15 protein-coding genes are annotated in these 15,355 nt (G+C 73.4%); 2 read left to right on the top strand and 13 right to left on the bottom strand.

The genetic code is table 11. From position 1 onward, the window contains the following. Positions 1–175 precede the first annotated feature (175 nt). The 10 genes from ABT300_RS17025 to ABT300_RS16980 form a co-directional block, all read right to left on the bottom strand. Entirely contained in the window at positions 176–328 is a 153-nt protein-coding gene (locus ABT300_RS17025; RefSeq protein WP_351676051.1) for a daptide-type RiPP, read from the bottom strand. A 67-nt stretch (positions 329–395) separates the two neighbouring features. Further along, positions 396–554, bottom strand: a complete 159-nt coding sequence (locus ABT300_RS17020) for a daptide-type RiPP (RefSeq protein ID WP_173985608.1) — start codon at positions 552–554, stop codon at positions 396–398. Positions 555–631: 77 nt separating this feature from the next. Then, on the bottom strand, positions 632–790 hold the full coding sequence (locus ABT300_RS17015; protein ID WP_266722724.1) for a daptide-type RiPP: 159 nt from the start codon (positions 788–790) through the stop codon (positions 632–634). Between the two features lie 170 nt (positions 791–960). Then, positions 961–1,116 (bottom strand): daptide-type RiPP, encoded by a 156-nt coding sequence (locus ABT300_RS17010; protein ID WP_199863707.1) that lies wholly within the window; start codon positions 1,114–1,116, stop codon positions 961–963. 111 nt (positions 1,117–1,227) lie between these two features. Then, entirely contained in the window at positions 1,228–2,427 is a 1,200-nt protein-coding gene (mpaC, locus tag ABT300_RS17005) for a daptide-type RiPP biosynthesis dehydogenase (protein ID WP_351676045.1), read from the bottom strand. Between the two features lie 4 nt (positions 2,428–2,431). Continuing rightward, the gene (gene mpaD, locus ABT300_RS17000) at positions 2,432–3,697 is read right to left on the bottom strand and encodes a daptide-type RiPP biosynthesis aminotransferase (protein WP_351676042.1); all 1,266 of its coding nucleotides are present in this window, start codon (positions 3,695–3,697) and stop codon (positions 2,432–2,434) included. Then, positions 3,694–4,503, bottom strand: a complete 810-nt coding sequence (gene mpaM, locus ABT300_RS16995) for a daptide-type RiPP biosynthesis methyltransferase (RefSeq protein WP_351676040.1) — start codon at positions 4,501–4,503, stop codon at positions 3,694–3,696. Before mpaM ends, mpaD begins: the two co-directional genes overlap by 4 nt. Positions 4,504–4,514: 11 nt before the next feature. Continuing rightward, positions 4,515–5,549 carry a daptide biosynthesis RiPP recognition protein gene (gene mpaB / locus ABT300_RS16990; protein WP_351676037.1) on the bottom strand — a complete coding sequence of 345 codons (1,035 nt, stop codon included), beginning with the start codon at positions 5,547–5,549 and terminating at the stop codon, positions 4,515–4,517. Between the two features lie 209 nt (positions 5,550–5,758). After that, positions 5,759–6,739: an LLM class flavin-dependent oxidoreductase gene (locus tag ABT300_RS16985; protein WP_351676034.1), complete on the bottom strand. Its 981-nt coding sequence runs from the start codon at positions 6,737–6,739 to the stop codon at positions 5,759–5,761. Between the two features lie 60 nt (positions 6,740–6,799). Beyond that, positions 6,800–7,093, bottom strand: a complete 294-nt coding sequence (locus ABT300_RS16980; protein ID WP_351676032.1) for a hypothetical protein — start codon at positions 7,091–7,093, stop codon at positions 6,800–6,802. Positions 7,094–7,407: 314 nt separating this feature from the next. Between ABT300_RS16980 and ABT300_RS16975 the strand changes: the two genes are divergently transcribed. After that, the gene (locus ABT300_RS16975; RefSeq protein WP_351676029.1) at positions 7,408–8,412 is read left to right on the top strand and encodes a helix-turn-helix transcriptional regulator; all 1,005 of its coding nucleotides are present in this window, start codon (positions 7,408–7,410) and stop codon (positions 8,410–8,412) included. A gap of 108 nt (positions 8,413–8,520) precedes the next feature. On the opposite strand, the gene ABT300_RS16970 is transcribed toward ABT300_RS16975, so the two are convergent. Beyond that, the gene (locus ABT300_RS16970; protein WP_351676026.1) at positions 8,521–9,423 is read right to left on the bottom strand and encodes an LLM class flavin-dependent oxidoreductase; all 903 of its coding nucleotides are present in this window, start codon (positions 9,421–9,423) and stop codon (positions 8,521–8,523) included. A gap of 219 nt (positions 9,424–9,642) precedes the next feature. On the opposite strand from ABT300_RS16970, the gene ABT300_RS16965 reads away from it, so the two are divergent. After that, the gene (locus ABT300_RS16965) at positions 9,643–10,512 is read left to right on the top strand and encodes a Cof-type HAD-IIB family hydrolase (RefSeq protein WP_351676024.1); all 870 of its coding nucleotides are present in this window, start codon (positions 9,643–9,645) and stop codon (positions 10,510–10,512) included. Between the two features lie 99 nt (positions 10,513–10,611). Here ABT300_RS16965 and cydD read toward each other — a convergent pair whose 3' ends face one another. Together cydD and cydB are read right to left on the bottom strand one after the other, a co-directional pair. After that, positions 10,612–14,232 carry a thiol reductant ABC exporter subunit CydD gene (gene cydD / locus ABT300_RS16960; protein WP_351676021.1) on the bottom strand — a complete coding sequence of 1,207 codons (3,621 nt, stop codon included), beginning with the start codon at positions 14,230–14,232 and terminating at the stop codon, positions 10,612–10,614. A gap of 107 nt (positions 14,233–14,339) precedes the next feature. After that, positions 14,340–15,344 (bottom strand): cytochrome d ubiquinol oxidase subunit II, encoded by a 1,005-nt coding sequence (gene cydB / locus ABT300_RS16955; protein WP_351676019.1) that lies wholly within the window; start codon positions 15,342–15,344, stop codon positions 14,340–14,342. Positions 15,345–15,355 lie beyond the last annotated feature (11 nt).

Genomic DNA, 15,355 nt, shown 5'->3' with positions numbered 1-15,355 from the left:
GGGGGGGGGGGGGGGGGGGGGGGCGCCCGCGCGCCCCCGGGGGGGGGGGCGCCCGCCCCCCCCCCGCCCCCCCACCACCGCAGATCCTCGGTCTCACCCGAGTCGGGTTCCGAGGTGCGGGAGGGATCCGGTCAGTCCGTCCCCCACCGCGTCAGTGCGCTCGCCGGTGTCGCTCTCAGGTGAGGGTGATCGAGGTGGCGACGGAGGCGCTGATGGCGGTGCCGATGGAGACGCCGGTCCAGAAGCCGGGGGCCTCGAGGGTCTCGAGCTCCTGCATCTCCAGCTCGACGAGCTCGGCGTTGTCGATGGCGCCCAGGTTCTCAGCCATGGTGATGTCCTCTCAGAGGTGTTCTACGGGTTGGTGTGAGTGGTGCGGGTGGTGCGGGTGATGCGGCTCAGGTGAGGGTGACGGAGACGCCGACCGAGACGCCGACCGAGAAGGCGGTGCTGATGGTGCCCCAGCCCGGCGCCTCCAGCGCCTCCAGCTCCTGCATCTCCAGCTCGACCAGGTCGGCGTTGTCGAAGTTCTCGACGGTGCCCGGGTTCTCGTTCATGTCGGTTGCCTCTCTCGGTGGTGCGACGGGTGTCGGTGCGGTGCGGAAAGGAACGGGACGGAAGGGTCCGGAACGGATCAGGTCAGCGTGATCGAGACACCGACCGAGACACCGGCGGAGAAGACGGCGCTGATGGTGCCCCAGCCCGGCGCCTCCAGCGCCTCCAGCTCCTGCATCTCCAGCTCGACCAGGTCGGCGTTGTCGAAGCTCTCGACGGTGCCCGGGTTCTCGCTCATGTCAGTGGCCTCTCTCGGCTGTTGCGGCGGATGTGGTGCGTGCTGACCCGGGGGTTCCGGGGTTCCCCCGGCTGCCACGCGGCCTTACGCGGCCGGGCGGCAGCCGTCGGGGGGTGTCCTGCCGTGCGCGGGGCACGGCACGGTGGACCGGACGGCCGGAGCCGGCTCGATCAGGTGAGGCTCCAGGCGACGGAGACGATCGAGATGCCGACGCTGACGCCGACGCTCGTGGCCCAGCCCGGGGCCTGCACGGCCTCGAGCTCCTGCATCTCCAGCTCGGTGCCGAGCTCCTGCAGCTCCTGCTCGACCAGCGTGTGCTTCGTCATGACGTTCTCCTCGTGTTCGGTGCGTCCCGGCTTCTCCGGGGCGCTGTCCGGTGCGGGTGGTGCGGGTGGTGCGGGTGGTGCGGGTGGTGCTGTGCTCCTCCCGGTCGGCGCTCAGGCCGCCGGGAGGGGTTCGGGGGAGCCGGCCGGGAAGGCGGTCGGCTCGGTGGCCTCGGCGAGGAGCGCGACGACGTCGTCGGCGCTCAACCCGGCGAGGGTGGGCAGTCCCGCGCCCCAGGCGCGCACGCTGCGCAGCGCGACGTGGTGGCGCAGGTGCGGGGCGAGGTGCACGGTGCGGTCGATCCGCCAGCGGTGCATCAGCTGTTCGAGGCCGTCGTCGGGCCGCGGCGCGAGCCACGGGGCCCGCTGCCCGAGGCGCTCCCACAGGCGGTGGACGCGGTCGGCGCTGCCGAACCGGGCGTCTCCGCGCAGGGCCTGCCGCCACACGACCGGCCACAGGGCGGCGACCGCGCGCATCTTGGCCAGGCCCAGCGTGGTGGAGAGCTCGTTGGCGAGGGCCCAGCACTTCACCGCGTAGGGGCTGCGGCCGACGTTGATGGCTCCGCGCTGGCTCTCGGCGCTGAGCCGGGCGACCCGCAGCCGCTCCGGCGCGGGGGCCGGCCGGCCGGCGGCGAGACGCCGGGCCAGTTCGTCACCGGCCGTCAGCAGCTCTCCCGCCAACTCCTCTACGGCGGCGTCCTGTTCCGGAAGGTCGAGGGTGTCGCTGCTGTACGGGATGACGGTCCTGAAGATCGCTTCGAGGACGCCGTCCAGGACGAGCGGCCCCGGAAGGGTCTCGGTGGCCTCGGGCACCCTGAGTGCGGCGAGGGGGCGCAGGCACTCCCCCATCGCGATGCGTTTGCCGTCCCCGTGCGGGAAGCAGGCCACGGGCCCCGCCTCGCTGCCGGTGCCCAGGGTGGTGGGGACGGCGAGGACCTCGGCGTGCTCCCCTTCCGAGAGCGGGAGCGCCACGAGTCCGCTGCGCTGCGCGGAGGTCAGGTAGCGCAGGAGTCCGGGACGTCGGCCGACGGCGGCCGAGAGCTTCGCGAAGTCGAGAGTGCTGCCCCCGCCGACGCCGACGACCAGCTCACCGGGAGAGAACCGGGAGGCGTGGGCCTCCACGGCCCGCATCCCTCCGTCCGCCGGGGTGACCGCCACGGTGGGCGTGAACCCGGCGCGGACGATCTCGGCGGTGACGTTCCGGGTGACGGCGTGGGCGGCCACGGCCGGGTCGGCCAGGACGGTCACACCAGTGGGGCGCAGTTCCCGCAGCAGTCCGGGAATCCGGTCGTAGGCGTCGAGAGAGACGGGCATCGGGTCAGCTCCTCGCGGCCAGGGAGGTCGCCGGCAGCAGGCTGTCGAGGCCCTCCTCGACACAGGTCATGAGCTCGGCGACCTCGGCGCGGCCGTACGTCAGGGAGGGCACGAGCTGGATGCCGGAGGGACCGGGGTGGACGAGGGCGCCCGCGTGCCGGATCCGGGTGATGAGGTCGGCGACGTCCGTGCCGGCCAGGGGGCGGCCGTCGGGGTGCGTCAGATGCAGGGTGCGGAAGCAGCCGACGCCGGTGGCGTGCGTGGCGAGCGGATGCCGCTCGACCAGTTCCGCCAGCCCCTGTTCGAGCCAGGCGGCGACGTCGCGGCCCGCGTTCACCGCGTCGAGGCGCTCCATCTCGGCGATCGTCGCGCTGATCGCGGCGCAGGCGAGTGCGGTCGCGCCCTGCGTCTCGGCGTGGGCGAACACCGTGTCGTGCTCGACGAGGGCCCGGGTCACCCGGTGGGACATCACCAGGGCCGCGGCGGGGCAGGCCCCGTTGGTCAGGCCCTTGGACGTGACGAGCACGTCGGGCAGGCCGGGCCAGCTCTCGGAGGCGAAGTAGCTTCCGGTGCGGCCGAAGCCGGTGGCGACCTCGTCGGCGACCAGGAGGAAGCCGTGCTCGTCGCGCAGCCGGCCCAGTTCGGCCACGTACGTCTCGTCGAGCGGGACGGTGCCGGTGCCGACGACGGGTTCCACCACGACGGCGGCGACCTGGCCGCCGAGGGCGGTCATCAGCCGGCCCAGTTCGGCCGTGTCGTTCGGGGTGACGTGGCGGATCAGCCGCTGGTCCACTCCGTAGACCCGCTGGCCCAGGTCCTCGCCGGTCAGGGCGAAGCCGCCGAAGGTCAGTCCGTGGAAGCTGCCCCGCAGGGCGACCACCAGGTTGCGTCCGGGCCGGCCCTGCACGGCGTGGTAGATCCGCGCCAGCTTCATGACCGCGTCGTTGGCGACGCCGCCGCCGGTGGAGAAGAGCACCCGGGCGTAGTGGTCGGGCCCGCAGACCCGCAGCAGGTCTTCTGCGGCGCGACGGGCGTAGCTGTTCTCGAAGCGGAAGGCCCCGAGGTAGGAGGCGTGTGCGGCGGCTTCGGCGACGGCCTCGGCGATCCTTGCGTTGCCGTAGCCGAGGTTCACGTTCCACAGTCCGCTGTCGGCGTCGAGGGCGGTGCTGCCGTCCGCGAAGGTGACGCGGTGTCCGGCCGCGCCGACGGCGCAGAGGCTGTCGTCGCCGTGGCTGGAGGGCGGTATGAGGTAGGGCCAGAGCGCGGTCATCGGGAGGCTTCCGTGGTCAGGAGTGTCACGCGGTGACGCTCGTCGGGCGGCGAGAGGAGCCGGCGGGAGGCGACCGTCAGGCCGGACGCGGCGAGTTCCTCCTCGATGCGGGGACGGTCGAGGACGGCCACGCGGTCCGTGCAGACGGTGACGGGGCTGTCGTCCTGCGGCGGGTCGGCGGGGAACAGGGTGACGGTGCGGCTGTCGGCGCCGGCGGGCCAGTGCTCGTACAGCTCGTAGGCGTCGCCGCCGGCGCCGGTGACCCGGACGACCGTCTCGTCGGGTCCGTCGCCGTCGCCCCGTTCCAGGACGGTCAGCAGGAACCGGCCGCCTTCGGCCAGGTGCGCCAGGACGCTGCGGTACAGGCCCGCGCGGCCGTCCTCGTCCAGGAGCGAGAGCGAGGTGGTGCCGAGCAGGATGTGCGGGAAGCTGCGTCCCAGGTCGAAGCGGGACATGTCGCCCTGCACCACGGTGCAGCGGGCCCGCATCGACGCAGGGGCCCGGTCCAGCTGGGTCCTCAGCAGCGCCAGCATGTCGGTGGACAGGTCGAGGGCGGTGACCTCCCGGCCGGTGGCGAGCAGCGGCAGGGTGAAGCGTCCCGAGCCGGCCGCGAGGTCGAGCACGGGGCCGGGCGTCGTCCGCACGGCGGTCAGCAGGGCCCGGGTCTCCGGGTCGTCGTACGTGGCGAGGTCGTGGTAGACCGGCGCGCCGGCGGCGTCGTACAGGCCGCAGACGCGGACCCTGTCGCCGAGCTCCGCCGTCCGGCGGGCGGCGAGGACGCCTCCTTCGGCCGTCGTGAGGGGCATGGCCGGGGCGCTCATCGGGCGGCCGCCGGGACGCGCACCGGTACGGGGAGTTCCAGGCCGTGCGAGGCGAGCAGGGCTGCCAACTGTTCCACGTGGTCGGCGGGGACGCGGTCGCCCACCGCTCCGGAGGCGGCGAGCAGACACTCCAGGCTCCGGGCGGCCCGCCGGTCGACGGCGAACAGCCGGCTGCCGGCCACCACGTAGGAGTCCTCGTCCCCGTAGAGCACGATCGGCAGCGCGGGGTCCGCCAGGTCGTCGCCGCGCACGGCGAGCCCGGGCGTCAGCCGGTGACCGAACCCGGAGACCTTCAGTCCAAACGCTCCGCGTGCCATGAGGCTGCGCAGCGCGGCGACCGCCGCGAGGTAGCGGGCCAGGAACGGGCGGCTGCGCAGGGCTTCGGCCCGGGTCTGCGCCGGCAGTGCCGCGTCCAGCGCGGCGGCGCCGTTCCCGGCCCGGACGAAGCGCTCGGCGAGGACGTCGAGGCTGTCGTCGACCGTGCCGAGCACCGCTCCCGTGGGACTGGTGGACACCTGTCCGTCGCGGTCGGCGTACAGACGCAGGGCCGGTCCGTCCGCCGGGTCGTCGGCGCCGCTCAGGGCGGCCGGGTCGGCCAGCAGCACCGAGGAGGTGAGCAGGAACTCGGGGAACACGCCCTCCGTGAGCGCCCGGTCGGCGTCGGCGAGGAAGACCTCGAAGTCGTGTCGGTCGAAGACGCGGACGACGGTCGGCCCGAACACGGTCATGAAGGGGCTGGCGGCGTAGGCGTGGGTCTGCAGGAAGAAGTCCTGGCCGTTGGAGAACTCGTCGCCGGGCTCGGTGAGGCTGCCCTGGTAGCCGACGGCGGGGGCGAGGTCGCCGGCGCCGTCGTCGGGCGCCAGGAGGAGGGTGCGGGGGCCGACGAGTCCGGCGACGGTGACGGCGGGTATGTGCGCCGCGTCGGCCAGGACGAGCGTGCCGACGCCTGCGCCGGAGGGCTCTTCGAGCGGGGAGGCGGTGGCCCAGGAGATGAGGTGCTGCTTCAGACGCCCACGTTCAGTCATGTCCATGCCAGAGAATCCTTTGCTGGTCTGCTTCCCCCTCTGCCTCGGAGCAGCAGGGAATCGGGTGCGGCGACGCGGGGGCGCCGGTCATGAGCGACCGGGCGACGGCCGGCGGCGAACGCCTGTCGACGGAGCGGTCGGCCGACGGACGGCCGGCTGTGGGCAGCCGACGCCGAACGGCGGGTCGGCCGGGGCAGCCGACGGCGAGCGGTCGCTCAGTGCGGCGCCGACACGGCCCGCAGGATCGCCGACAGGTCCGCGAGCGACTCCTGGGCGCCGAAGAGCTTGCACACGGCGGTGGTGTTCAGGACGATCTCGTCCACCCCCACGTCCTCGTAGGCCCGCAGCGCCTTGACCGCCTGCGGCAGATCGCCGCCCGCGAACGCGCCGGTCTCCACGACGCCGCGCGCCACGTCCTCGAGCCGCCCGGAGCCCACGTCGACTCCCGCCCGGCCGAGCATGTCCAGGTAGTGCGGGGCCTGCATGTGCGCCGCGTTGCCGGCCAGCGCCAGCCGTTCGGGCCCGGCGCCCTCCCGCCCCTCCTTCTCCAGTCCCGTCGGGACCATGGCGACGACCCGGGGCAGTGACGTCCGCCCCGCTCGTTCGGCGCCCTCGGCCACCGCGGGCAGGATGACGTCCCGCAGATATCCGGGCGGCGTCAGCCAGGTGATCACCACGTCGGCCACCTCGCCCGCCAGCCGCGCCATCGCCGGCCTCAGCACTCCCAGACCCACGTCGACCCGGGGGGCCGCGACGGGAGCCAGCTGCCCGCGGAAGGTCAGCTGCGGACCGTCCATGACGACCGTCTCGCCGTCGAGCAGACGGCGCACCGCCGTCACGTACTGCCGCGCCGCCTGGAGCGGCTTCTCGTACGGCGCTCCGAGGATGTTCTCCTGGAAGGCCGTCGAACCCGGACCGAAGCCCGCGATCACCGGCTCCCCGGTGGCCAGCGCCACCGACCGCGCCTGCAGGGCCGCCTCGTACGGGTGGCGCAGCGGCATCAGCGTGACGCCGAAGCCGGTCGGGACCCGGAACCCGGCCCCGGCCAGACCGGTGAAGGTCTGATGAGGCTCCATCACCATCGCCTGTCCCTGCCAGAGACGGGTCGCCCCGGTCCACCGGACGAGTCCGGCGAAGGGGAGCGCCTGCTCCAGACGGCGGGGGACGCAGGGGAGGAGCACGGAGTAGTCGGTCATGGCTTCGGGTTCTCCTCGTCGAGTCGAGTCGGGTCGGGTCGGGTCGGCCTCGGCCGCGGACTACTGCCAGTCGTTGTTGTTCTTCGGCAGCGTCCCGCCGGGCAGCAGACCGCCGAGGATGTGGAGCAGCCCGCCGAGGCCGGCGGCGGACGCCGCCCCGTTCCCGGTCCCCTGCGCCGCCACGGTCCCCTGCGCCGCCACGGTCTCCGTCGCCGTCCGGCTCTGCGCCGGCTGCTCGGCGGCGGCGGCCGTTCCCTGGCCGGCCAGGGCGATCGTCACCGCGGTCAGAAGACCGGCGACGACGTGTCCACGACGACGGGACGACAGCGCGCTGCGGGACGTGGAACGGTTCACGGGATGTCTCCTCGGATGCTCGATGCGGCGTTCGTTGTGCGGTGTTCGTTCTGCGGTGTTCGTGCTTCCTTGCGAGAACGACTCTGCCGTCTGGCGGGGGGCGGAAGGAGGCCATCTGCGCGCAGCTTGCTGCACCCTCGGATTCCTCAAGCTGCAGCGGCTCTCCCGTCCCGCCGGACCCGCCCCCGGGCCGAGCGCGCATCCGATACGCAACCGGGGGGACGTCTGACGTCAACCCTTCGTTGACAGTCGAGTACGGGGGTCTGAGGATTCCAGGGACCGCGGTGTGATCGATCATCAAACAGGGGGAAAACATGGGCAATCTGCTCGCGTTCCTAGGAGTGAACGACGAGGAGGAGCGGTCATACCGCGCTCTGCTGCGTCACGACTCGTCGGCGTCCGCGGCCGGCTCCCAGGAGCCCGGTCGGGACGAGGCCGCGTCGTCGGAGCAGCCGGCCCTGGAACGGCTGGTCGCACTGGGGCTCGCCACCCGGAACACCCACGGTGCGATACGCCCGGTCCCGCCGCCCCGGGCCGTGGACGCCCTGATCGACGGCCGCCTGCGCCGGCTGCGGGAGGACCTGGAGGGCGAGGCCGCCCGGCACTCGGTCATCGAGTCCCTGTTCCGGGAGCGCCTGACCGCCGCTCCCTCGCCCCGCGCGGACACCGACGACCACAGCCGGATGATCACTCAGCTGCACGGGATCGAGGCGGTCCGGGAAGCCATCGACGAGCTGACCTTCTTCGCCCGGACCGAGGACCTGACCACGGAGCCGATGGGACGCCTCACCGAGGAGTCGATCGCCGTGTCGCACCCGATCAACATGCGGTTGCTGCGCCGCGGCGTGCGCATGCGCATGATCATGGGGTCCGCGATCCTGCAGCACGACACGACCCTCAGCTACATGCGTGACCTGGTCTCGCACGGAGCCGAGGTGCGGGTCTCCCACCACCCCATCGAGCGCGTGATCATCGTCGACCGGGCGGCCGCGCTGACCCCCATCGACCCCGCCCACACCGCGGTGGGAGCGCTGCTCGTGCGCGAGCCCGGCCTGGTGGCCACCCTGGTCACGCTCTTCGAGCGCATGTGGGCCGCCGCGGAGGAACTCCCCGGCGAGGACACGGACCTGCCGTCCGACATCGAACGCGAGATCCTCGTCATGCTCAGAGAAGCCGACAAGGACGAGACGGCGGCGCGTCGCCTCGGCGTGTCCGTGCGCACGTACCGCAAGCATCTTGCGGTCATCATGCGCCGGCTCGGCGCCGCCAACCGCGTGGAGGCCGCGCTCATCGCGCTCGAGAAGGGCTGGCTGAACTGAGGCCAGGAGCACCGTGAGCGGGAGCGCGGGGGCGCCGTGAGCGGGAGCGCCGGGACGGCGGGGCGTGGGGGCGCGCGGGGGCGTCCCGACGCCCCGGCGCCCGCTTCCTCAGCCCAGGCGGGTGAGCGCCTCGGCAGCGATGTTCTCGAAGACGGCCTGATCGGCGGCGAAGTCGGAGTCCGCGATCGGCCAGTGCACCACGATCTCGGTGAAGCCGAGCTCGCGGTGACGCCCCGCGAAGTCGACGAAGGCCTCCACGGACTCCAGCGGCCTGCCCCGGTCCGGCGTGAACCCGGTCAGCAGGATCCGGTCCAGCTCCGCCACGTCCCGCCCGACGTCGGCGCACGCCTTGCCGAGCTTGTCGAGCTGGCCCAGCAGAGCCGCGTCCGACTGCTCCGGGGTGCCCGACTCGTACAGCTTGGGGTCGCCCGTCGTCACCCACGCCTGCCCGTACCGGGCCGCCAGCTTCAGCCCGCGCGGCCCGGTCGCGGCCACCGCGAAGGGCAGCCGGGGCCGCTGGACGCAGCCGGGGATGTTGCGGGCCTCCTCGGCGGAGTAGTGGACGCCCCGGTGGCTCACCGCGTCCTCCGTCAGCAGCCGGTCGAGCAGCGGCAGGAACTCGCCGAAACGGTCCGCGCGTTCCCGCGGCGTCCACGCCTCCTGGCCCAGCACCTCGGCGTCGAAGCCGTTGCCGCCCGCGCCGATGCCCAGCGTGACCCGGCCGCCCGAGACGTCGTCGAGCGAGATCAGCTCCTTGGCCAGGGTCACCGGGTGGCGGAAGTTGGGTGACGTCACCAGGGTGCCCAGGCGCAGACGGTCCGTGGCCGTGGCGGCGGCGGTCAGGGTGGGCAGGGCCCCGAACCAGGGGCCGTCCCGGAAGGAACGCCAGGACAGGTGGTCGTAGGTGTACGCGGCGTGGAAGCCGAGCTCCTCGGCACGCCGCCACTTGGCCCGGCCTCCCTCGTGCCAACGGTCGACGGGCAGGATCACGGTACTCAGCCGCAGGTTCATACCCCCGAGCCTACGTCGGCTCCGCAGACGCCCCGCCCCGCCCCAGCAGCACCACAGCCGCCCGCCCGGTCAGGCCCGGGGACGCGACCGCGCCCACGCCCGGCATCGGACCGACCGCGCCCCACCGGCTCCGCAGGCCTGCCCGCCCTGCAGGCGCGCCCGTCCGCAGCCAGGCGGGCCCTCGCACGGTCGTGCGGGCATGTACGGGAGAATGGCCCGGTGACCTCAGCGACTCGACAGCCCGAGACCCCGGCCGCCGCCCTCCCGCCGCGGCTCATCGCCACCGATCTCGACGGCACACTGCTGCGCGACGACCAGTCCGTGTCCCCGCGCACGGTCGCCGCCCTCGCCGCGGCCGAGGAGGCGGGCATCGAGGTCTTCTTCGTCACCGGCCGCCCGGCCCGCTGGATGGACGTCGTCAGCGACCACGTCCACGGGCACGGCCTCGCGATCTGCGGAAACGGCGCCGCCGTGGTCGACCTGCACGGCGGCCCCGGCGCCCACCGGTTCGTCAAGGTGCGCGAGCTGGCACGTGACAACGCGCTGGACGCCGTCCGGCTGCTGCGCGAGGCCGCGCCCGGGACCATGTACGCCGTCGAGCAGACCTACGGCTTCTACCAGGAGCCGGAGTACCCCAAGATGCACATGGAGATCCCCGACCACCTCGCTCCGGCCGAACAGCTGCTCGCCCCGGACGCGCCGGGCGCCGATGAGCCGGTGCTGAAGATCCTCGCTTTCCATCCCACCCTCGACCCCGACGCCTTCCTCACCGTCGCCCGGCTGGCCATCGGCGACCGGGCCAACGTCACCCGCTCCAGCCCCAGCGCCCTGCTGGAGATCAGCGGCCCCGACGTCTCCAAGGCCAGCACGCTCGCCCTGTGCTGTGCGGAGCGCGGCATCTCCCACGAGGAGGTCGTCGCATTCGGGGACATGCCGAACGACGTCGAGATGCTCACCTGGGCCGGCCGGTCGTACGCGATGGGCAACGCCCACCCGGACGTCCTCGCTGCCGCCTCCGGGCACACCGTCGCCAACAACGAGGACGGGGTCGCGGTCGTCATCGAGCGGCTGCTCGCCGAGCGGGGCTAGCCCTCGCCGGCGGACACACGGACACGAACGGGCCGTCCGCACAGGCCGCCCGCACAGGCCGCGCCGTCCGCGCGGGCCGCTCGCGTCACAGCCGTCCGGTCACCGAGCCGCCGCCAGGAGTTCCGCGGCTTCCTCCCGCTCGGTCATGCGGCGCAGCGGGCCTGCCACGGCCGTCAGCTCCGCGTACCGGCCGCGTTGCACGACCCGCCCCTCGTCCAGGACGACCACCTCGTCGACCTCCTCGAGGCCGGCCAGCCGATGGGTGATGAGCAGGGTCGTACGGCCCGCGGTGGCGGCCAGCAGGTCATGGGTGAGCGCGTCGGCGGTCGGCAGGTCGAGATGCTCGGCGGGCTCGTCGAGCACCAGGACGGGGAAGTCGGCGAGCAGCGCCCGGGCCAGCGCCAGCCGCTGCCGTTGTCCGCCGGACAGGCGGGCTCCGTGCTCGCCCACCAGGGTGTCGAGCCCGTCGGGCAGGCCGTCGGCCCACTCCAGCAGCCGGGCCCGCGCCAGCGCGTCCCTCAGCTCCGCCTCGCTCGCCCCCTTGCGCGCCAGCAGCAGGTTCTCCCGGACCGAGCTGTCGAAGAGGTGCGCGTCCTGGGCGCACAGCCCGACGAACCGGCGCACGTCGTCGCCGTCCAGTGAGCGCGCGTCCACCCCGGCCAGCGTGTACGAGCCGGCGCCCGGGTCCAGGAACCGCAGCAGCACCTGCGCAAGCGTGGTCTTGCCTGAGCCGGACACTCCCACGACGGCGATCCGGCGCCCCGGTGTCAGCGTGAGGTCGACACCGGTGAGCGCGTCCCGGTCCTGCCCTGCGTGGCGGGCGGCCAGCCCTTGGACCACGAGCGGGAACGGCGACGCGGGCGCCCGGCAGGGCCGCTCCGGTTCACGCACCGGCTCGGGGGAGTCCAGCACCTCGAACACCCGCTCCGCGCTGCGGCGCACCCGCTGGCGGTATCGCACGGCCGCGGGCAGTCCGAGGACGGCCTCGAAGGCGGCCAGCGGCGTCAGCACCACCACCGCCATGGTCACGCCGGCCAGTCGCCCGTCCGCGACCGCCTCGGCGCCCACCAGTGCCGCGGCCGTGACGGTCAGCCCGGACACCAGCGCGGTCAGTCCGTCGCCGAGCGCGGTGGCGGTCGCGGTGCGTGCGGCGATCCGGGTGAGCACGGAGTCCGCCGCACGCACCCCGGCGGTGCGGGAGAGCAGGGCGCCTGCCACGGTCAGTTCGGCGGTGCCCGCGAGCAGGTCGGCGGTGCGGGCGGCCAGCGTGCCCCGGGCGGGGGCGAGCCGACGCTCCGCCCGGCGCGCCACCGCTCCGGTGACCAGCGGGACGCCCACCCCGGCCGTCAGCAGCCCGGCGGCGAGCACCGCACCGGCCTCGGGCAGCAGCCACGCCGTGAAGGCGACGGACCCCGTCGAGACGACGACAGCCGCGCCGACGGGCAGCAGCCAGCGCAGCCAGTAGTCCTGGAGGGCGTCCACGTCGGCGACGAGTCGCGACAGCAGATCGCCGCGACGCGTCGTGCGCAGCCCGGCGGGCGCGAGCCGCTCCAGCCGCCGGTAGACGGCGACCCGGGTGTCGGCCAGCATCCGCAGCACGGCGTCGTGCGACACGAGCCGCTCGGCGTAGCGGAACACCGCCCGTCCGATGCCGAAGGCGCGGGTCGCCGTCACAGCCACCATCAGGTACAGCACGGGCGGCTGCTGTGCGGCCCGTGAGATGAGCCAGCCGGAGGTGGCCATCAGGCCCACCGCGTTGCCGAGGGCGAGGCTCCCCAGCAGCAGCGCGAGGGAGAGCCGCCCGCGCCTCGCCCGGGCCATGGCACGGATCCGGGCGAGCACTCCGTCGCCGTCGTCATCGCCCTCCCCGTCGCCGCTCCCGTCGCCGTTCCTTGCGCCGTTCTTGTCGCGGTGCGGCTCGATCGCGCCCAGGTCGGGCGCGGCCTCCGGGCGTCCGCGCGCGATCTCCCCGGCCGCCGCGCCCGTCCCGGCTCCGAAGCCGATGCCAGTCCCGCTCCCGGCCCTGGTCCCGGTCCCGACCTCGGTGTCGATCCCGGTCCCGGTCCCGACCTCGGTGTCGGCCCCGGCCCCGGCCGGCTCCAGCCGCACCACGCGGTCCGCCACCGCGAGCAACGCCGGTCGGTGCACGACCAGCAGCACCGTCCGTCCGGCCGCGAGTCGCCGCACGGCTGCCACGATCCCCGCCTCGGTCTCCCCGTCGAGCGCGGCCGTCGGCTCGTCCAGCAGCAGCACAGGACGGTCCGCGAGGAACGCCCGGGCCAGCGCGAGCCGCTGACGCTGTCCGGCCGACAGTCCGGCGCCGTCCTCACCGAGCACGGCGCCGATCCCCGCAGGCAGGCCGTCGACGAACTCCAGCGCCCCCGCGTCCGCCAGCGCCCGTCGCACGTCCGCGTCGTCGGCGTCGGGACGCGCCAGCCGGACGTTCTCGGCGATCGTCCCCGCGAAGAGGTGCGGACGCTGGGGCACCCACGCGACCTGTGAGCGCCACTGCTCCAGGTCGGCCTCGGCCAGGTCGACCCCCCCTGCCAGCACCCGGCCCTCGGCCGGCCGAACGAAGCCCAGCAGCGTGTTCAGCAGGGTCGACTTGCCCGCACCGCTCGGCCCGACCAGCGCGACGGTCTCGCCGTGCCGGACGGCGAATGAGGCGCACGAGACGGCGTCGGCGGTCCGTCCGGGGTAGCGGACGGTCACCTCCTCGAAGGCCAGGCCGCCTCCGGCCACCGCGACCGTGCCCGGCTCCGGCACCGCCGTCTGCAGCACCTCGAAGATCTCCTCGGCGGCCGCGAGGCCCTCGGCCGCCGCGTGGTACTGCGCTCCGACCTGCCGCAGCGGCAGGTACGCCTCGGGGGCGAGCACGAGGATCACCAGCCCGACGTACAGGTCCATCTCGCCGTGCACGAGCCGCATGCCGATCGTCACGGCGACCAGGGCCACCGACAGCGTCGACAGCAACTCCAGCGCGAACGACGAGATGAAGGCGATCCGCAGCGTCCGCATGGTCGCCTGCCGGTACTCCCCGGTGATGCGACGGATCGACTCGGCCTGCGCCTTCGCCCGCCCGAACACCTTCAGCGTGGGCAGGCCGGCGACGACGTCCAGGAAGTGTCCCGACAGCCGGGACAGCAGCCGCCACTGACGGTCCATCCGCGACTGCGTGGCCCAGCCGATCAGCATCATGAAGACCGGGATCAGCGGCAGGGTCCCGACGATGATCGCGGCGGACACCCAGTCCTCGGTCACGATCCGCGCCAGCACCGCGACCGGCACGACCACCGCCAGACCGAGCTGCGGCAGATAGCGCGAGAAGTAGTCGTCGAGCGCGTCCACACCACGCGTGGCGAGAGCGACCAGAGAACCCGTGCGCTGGCCGGTGAGCCAGCCGGGCCCCAAGGCGGTGGCCCGCTCCAGCAGCCTGCCCCGCAGCTCGGACTTCACGGCGGCGCTGGCCCTGTGCGCGGCGAGTTCGGTGAGCCAGGCGACCAGCGCACGGCCGATGGCCACGACCGCCAACAGCACCAGCGGGGTGCGCAGTTCTGTGACCGTCATGCCGTGCTGGAAGGCTCCGACCACGGCCTCGGCGATCAGCATCGCCTGCGCGATGACCAGCGCCGCCCCCACAGCGCCCAGGCCGACGACCGCCACCAGGAACGCACGGGTGGCCCGGGCGTACCGCAGGAGACGCGGGTCGATCGGTTTCACGTGAAACACCCTCTTCTCAGCGGGTGTGTTTCACGTGAAACACACCCTCTCTCCCTCATAGGTGGTGTTTCACGTGAAACACCGCCTACTCCCGGGCTACGCCGGATTCAGTGCACCGGCTCGGCGAGGTGCTGCGTGCCGATCCGCTTGCGGAACACCCAGTACGTCCAGCCCTGGTACAGCAGGACGAGCGGAGTGGCGACGCCCGCGCACCAGGTCATGATCTTCAAGGTGTACGGACTCGACGAGGCGTTGGTCACCGTCAGGCTCCAGTCCTCGTTGAGCGAGGACGGCATCACGCTCGGGAAGAGCGACAGGAAGAGCATCGCCACGGCGGCCACGATGGTCACGCCGGAGAGGGCGAACGACCAGCCCTCCCGTCCTGCCTGGTTCGCCACGAGGGCCGCGATCAGCGCGGCGACCGCCACGACAAGGGCCACCAGGCTCTTGGCGTCACCGCTGTCGATCTGCGTCCAGGTCAGGAACACCAGCGCGAGGACGGCGGTGACGACGCCGACCTTCGACGCCAGCTTCCGCGCCCGCACCCGGATGTCGCCCACCGTCTTCAGCGCCGTGAACACCGCCCCGTGGAAGGTGAAGAGCGTCAGCGTCACGAGACCGCCGAGCAGCGCGTACGGGTTGAGCAGGTCCCCGACACCGCCCACGTACTCGAAGTTCCGGTCGATCTTGACGCCTCCCACGATGTTGCCGAAGGCGACGCCCCACAGGAACGCCGGGAGGAGCGAGGTCCAGAAGATCGCGGTCTCCCAGTTGCGCTGCCAGTTCTCCTCGGGCCGCTTGGCCCGGTACTCGAAGGCGACGCCGCGCACGATCAGGCAGACCAGGATGAGCAGCAGGGGCACATAGAAGCCGGAGAAGAGCGTGGCGTACCACTCGGGGAAGGCGGCGAACGTCGCGCCGCCCGCCGTGAGCAGCCACACCTCGTTGCCGTCCCAGACCGGCCCGATGGTGTTGATGAGCACCCGCCGCTCGGGCCGGTCGCGGGCGAGCAGCCTGGTGAGGATCCCGACCCCGAAGTCGAAGCCCTCCAGGAAGAAGTAGCCGGTCCACAGGACGGCGATGAGGACGAACCAGACGTCGTGCAGTTCCATGACTGTGCAGC

It is taken from the genome of Streptomyces sp. NPDC001027, from assembly GCF_040299045.1.
GTDB lineage: Bacteria > Actinomycetota > Actinomycetes > Streptomycetales > Streptomycetaceae > Streptomyces.
This window is presented reverse-complemented; position numbering and strand designations above follow the sequence as displayed.

What these genes read in the sequence shown, in the direction of transcription:
- ABT300_RS17025 (WP_351676051.1), bottom strand. Translation starts at nt 328, where the DNA reads ATGGCTGAGAACCTGGGCGCCATCGACAACGCCGAGCTCGTCGAGCTG.
- ABT300_RS17020 (WP_173985608.1), bottom strand. Translation starts at nt 554, where the DNA reads ATGAACGAGAACCCGGGCACCGTCGAGAACTTCGACAACGCCGACCTG.
- ABT300_RS17015 (WP_266722724.1), bottom strand. Translation starts at nt 790, where the DNA reads ATGAGCGAGAACCCGGGCACCGTCGAGAGCTTCGACAACGCCGACCTG.
- ABT300_RS17010 (WP_199863707.1), bottom strand. Translation starts at nt 1,116, where the DNA reads ATGACGAAGCACACGCTGGTCGAGCAGGAGCTGCAGGAGCTCGGCACC.
- mpaC (WP_351676045.1), bottom strand. Translation starts at nt 2,427, where the DNA reads ATGCCCGTCTCTCTCGACGCCTACGACCGGATTCCCGGACTGCTGCGG.
- mpaD (WP_351676042.1), bottom strand. Translation starts at nt 3,697, where the DNA reads ATGACCGCGCTCTGGCCCTACCTCATACCGCCCTCCAGCCACGGCGAC.
- mpaM (WP_351676040.1), bottom strand. Translation starts at nt 4,503, where the DNA reads ATGCCCCTCACGACGGCCGAAGGAGGCGTCCTCGCCGCCCGCCGGACG.
- mpaB (WP_351676037.1), bottom strand. Translation starts at nt 5,549, where the DNA reads ATGGACATGACTGAACGTGGGCGTCTGAAGCAGCACCTCATCTCCTGG.
- ABT300_RS16985 (WP_351676034.1), bottom strand. Translation starts at nt 6,739, where the DNA reads ATGACCGACTACTCCGTGCTCCTCCCCTGCGTCCCCCGCCGTCTGGAG.
- ABT300_RS16975 (WP_351676029.1), top strand. Translation starts at nt 7,408, where the DNA reads ATGGGCAATCTGCTCGCGTTCCTAGGAGTGAACGACGAGGAGGAGCGG.
- ABT300_RS16970 (WP_351676026.1), bottom strand. Translation starts at nt 9,423, where the DNA reads ATGAACCTGCGGCTGAGTACCGTGATCCTGCCCGTCGACCGTTGGCAC.
- cydB (WP_351676019.1), bottom strand. Translation starts at nt 15,344, where the DNA reads ATGGAACTGCACGACGTCTGGTTCGTCCTCATCGCCGTCCTGTGGACC.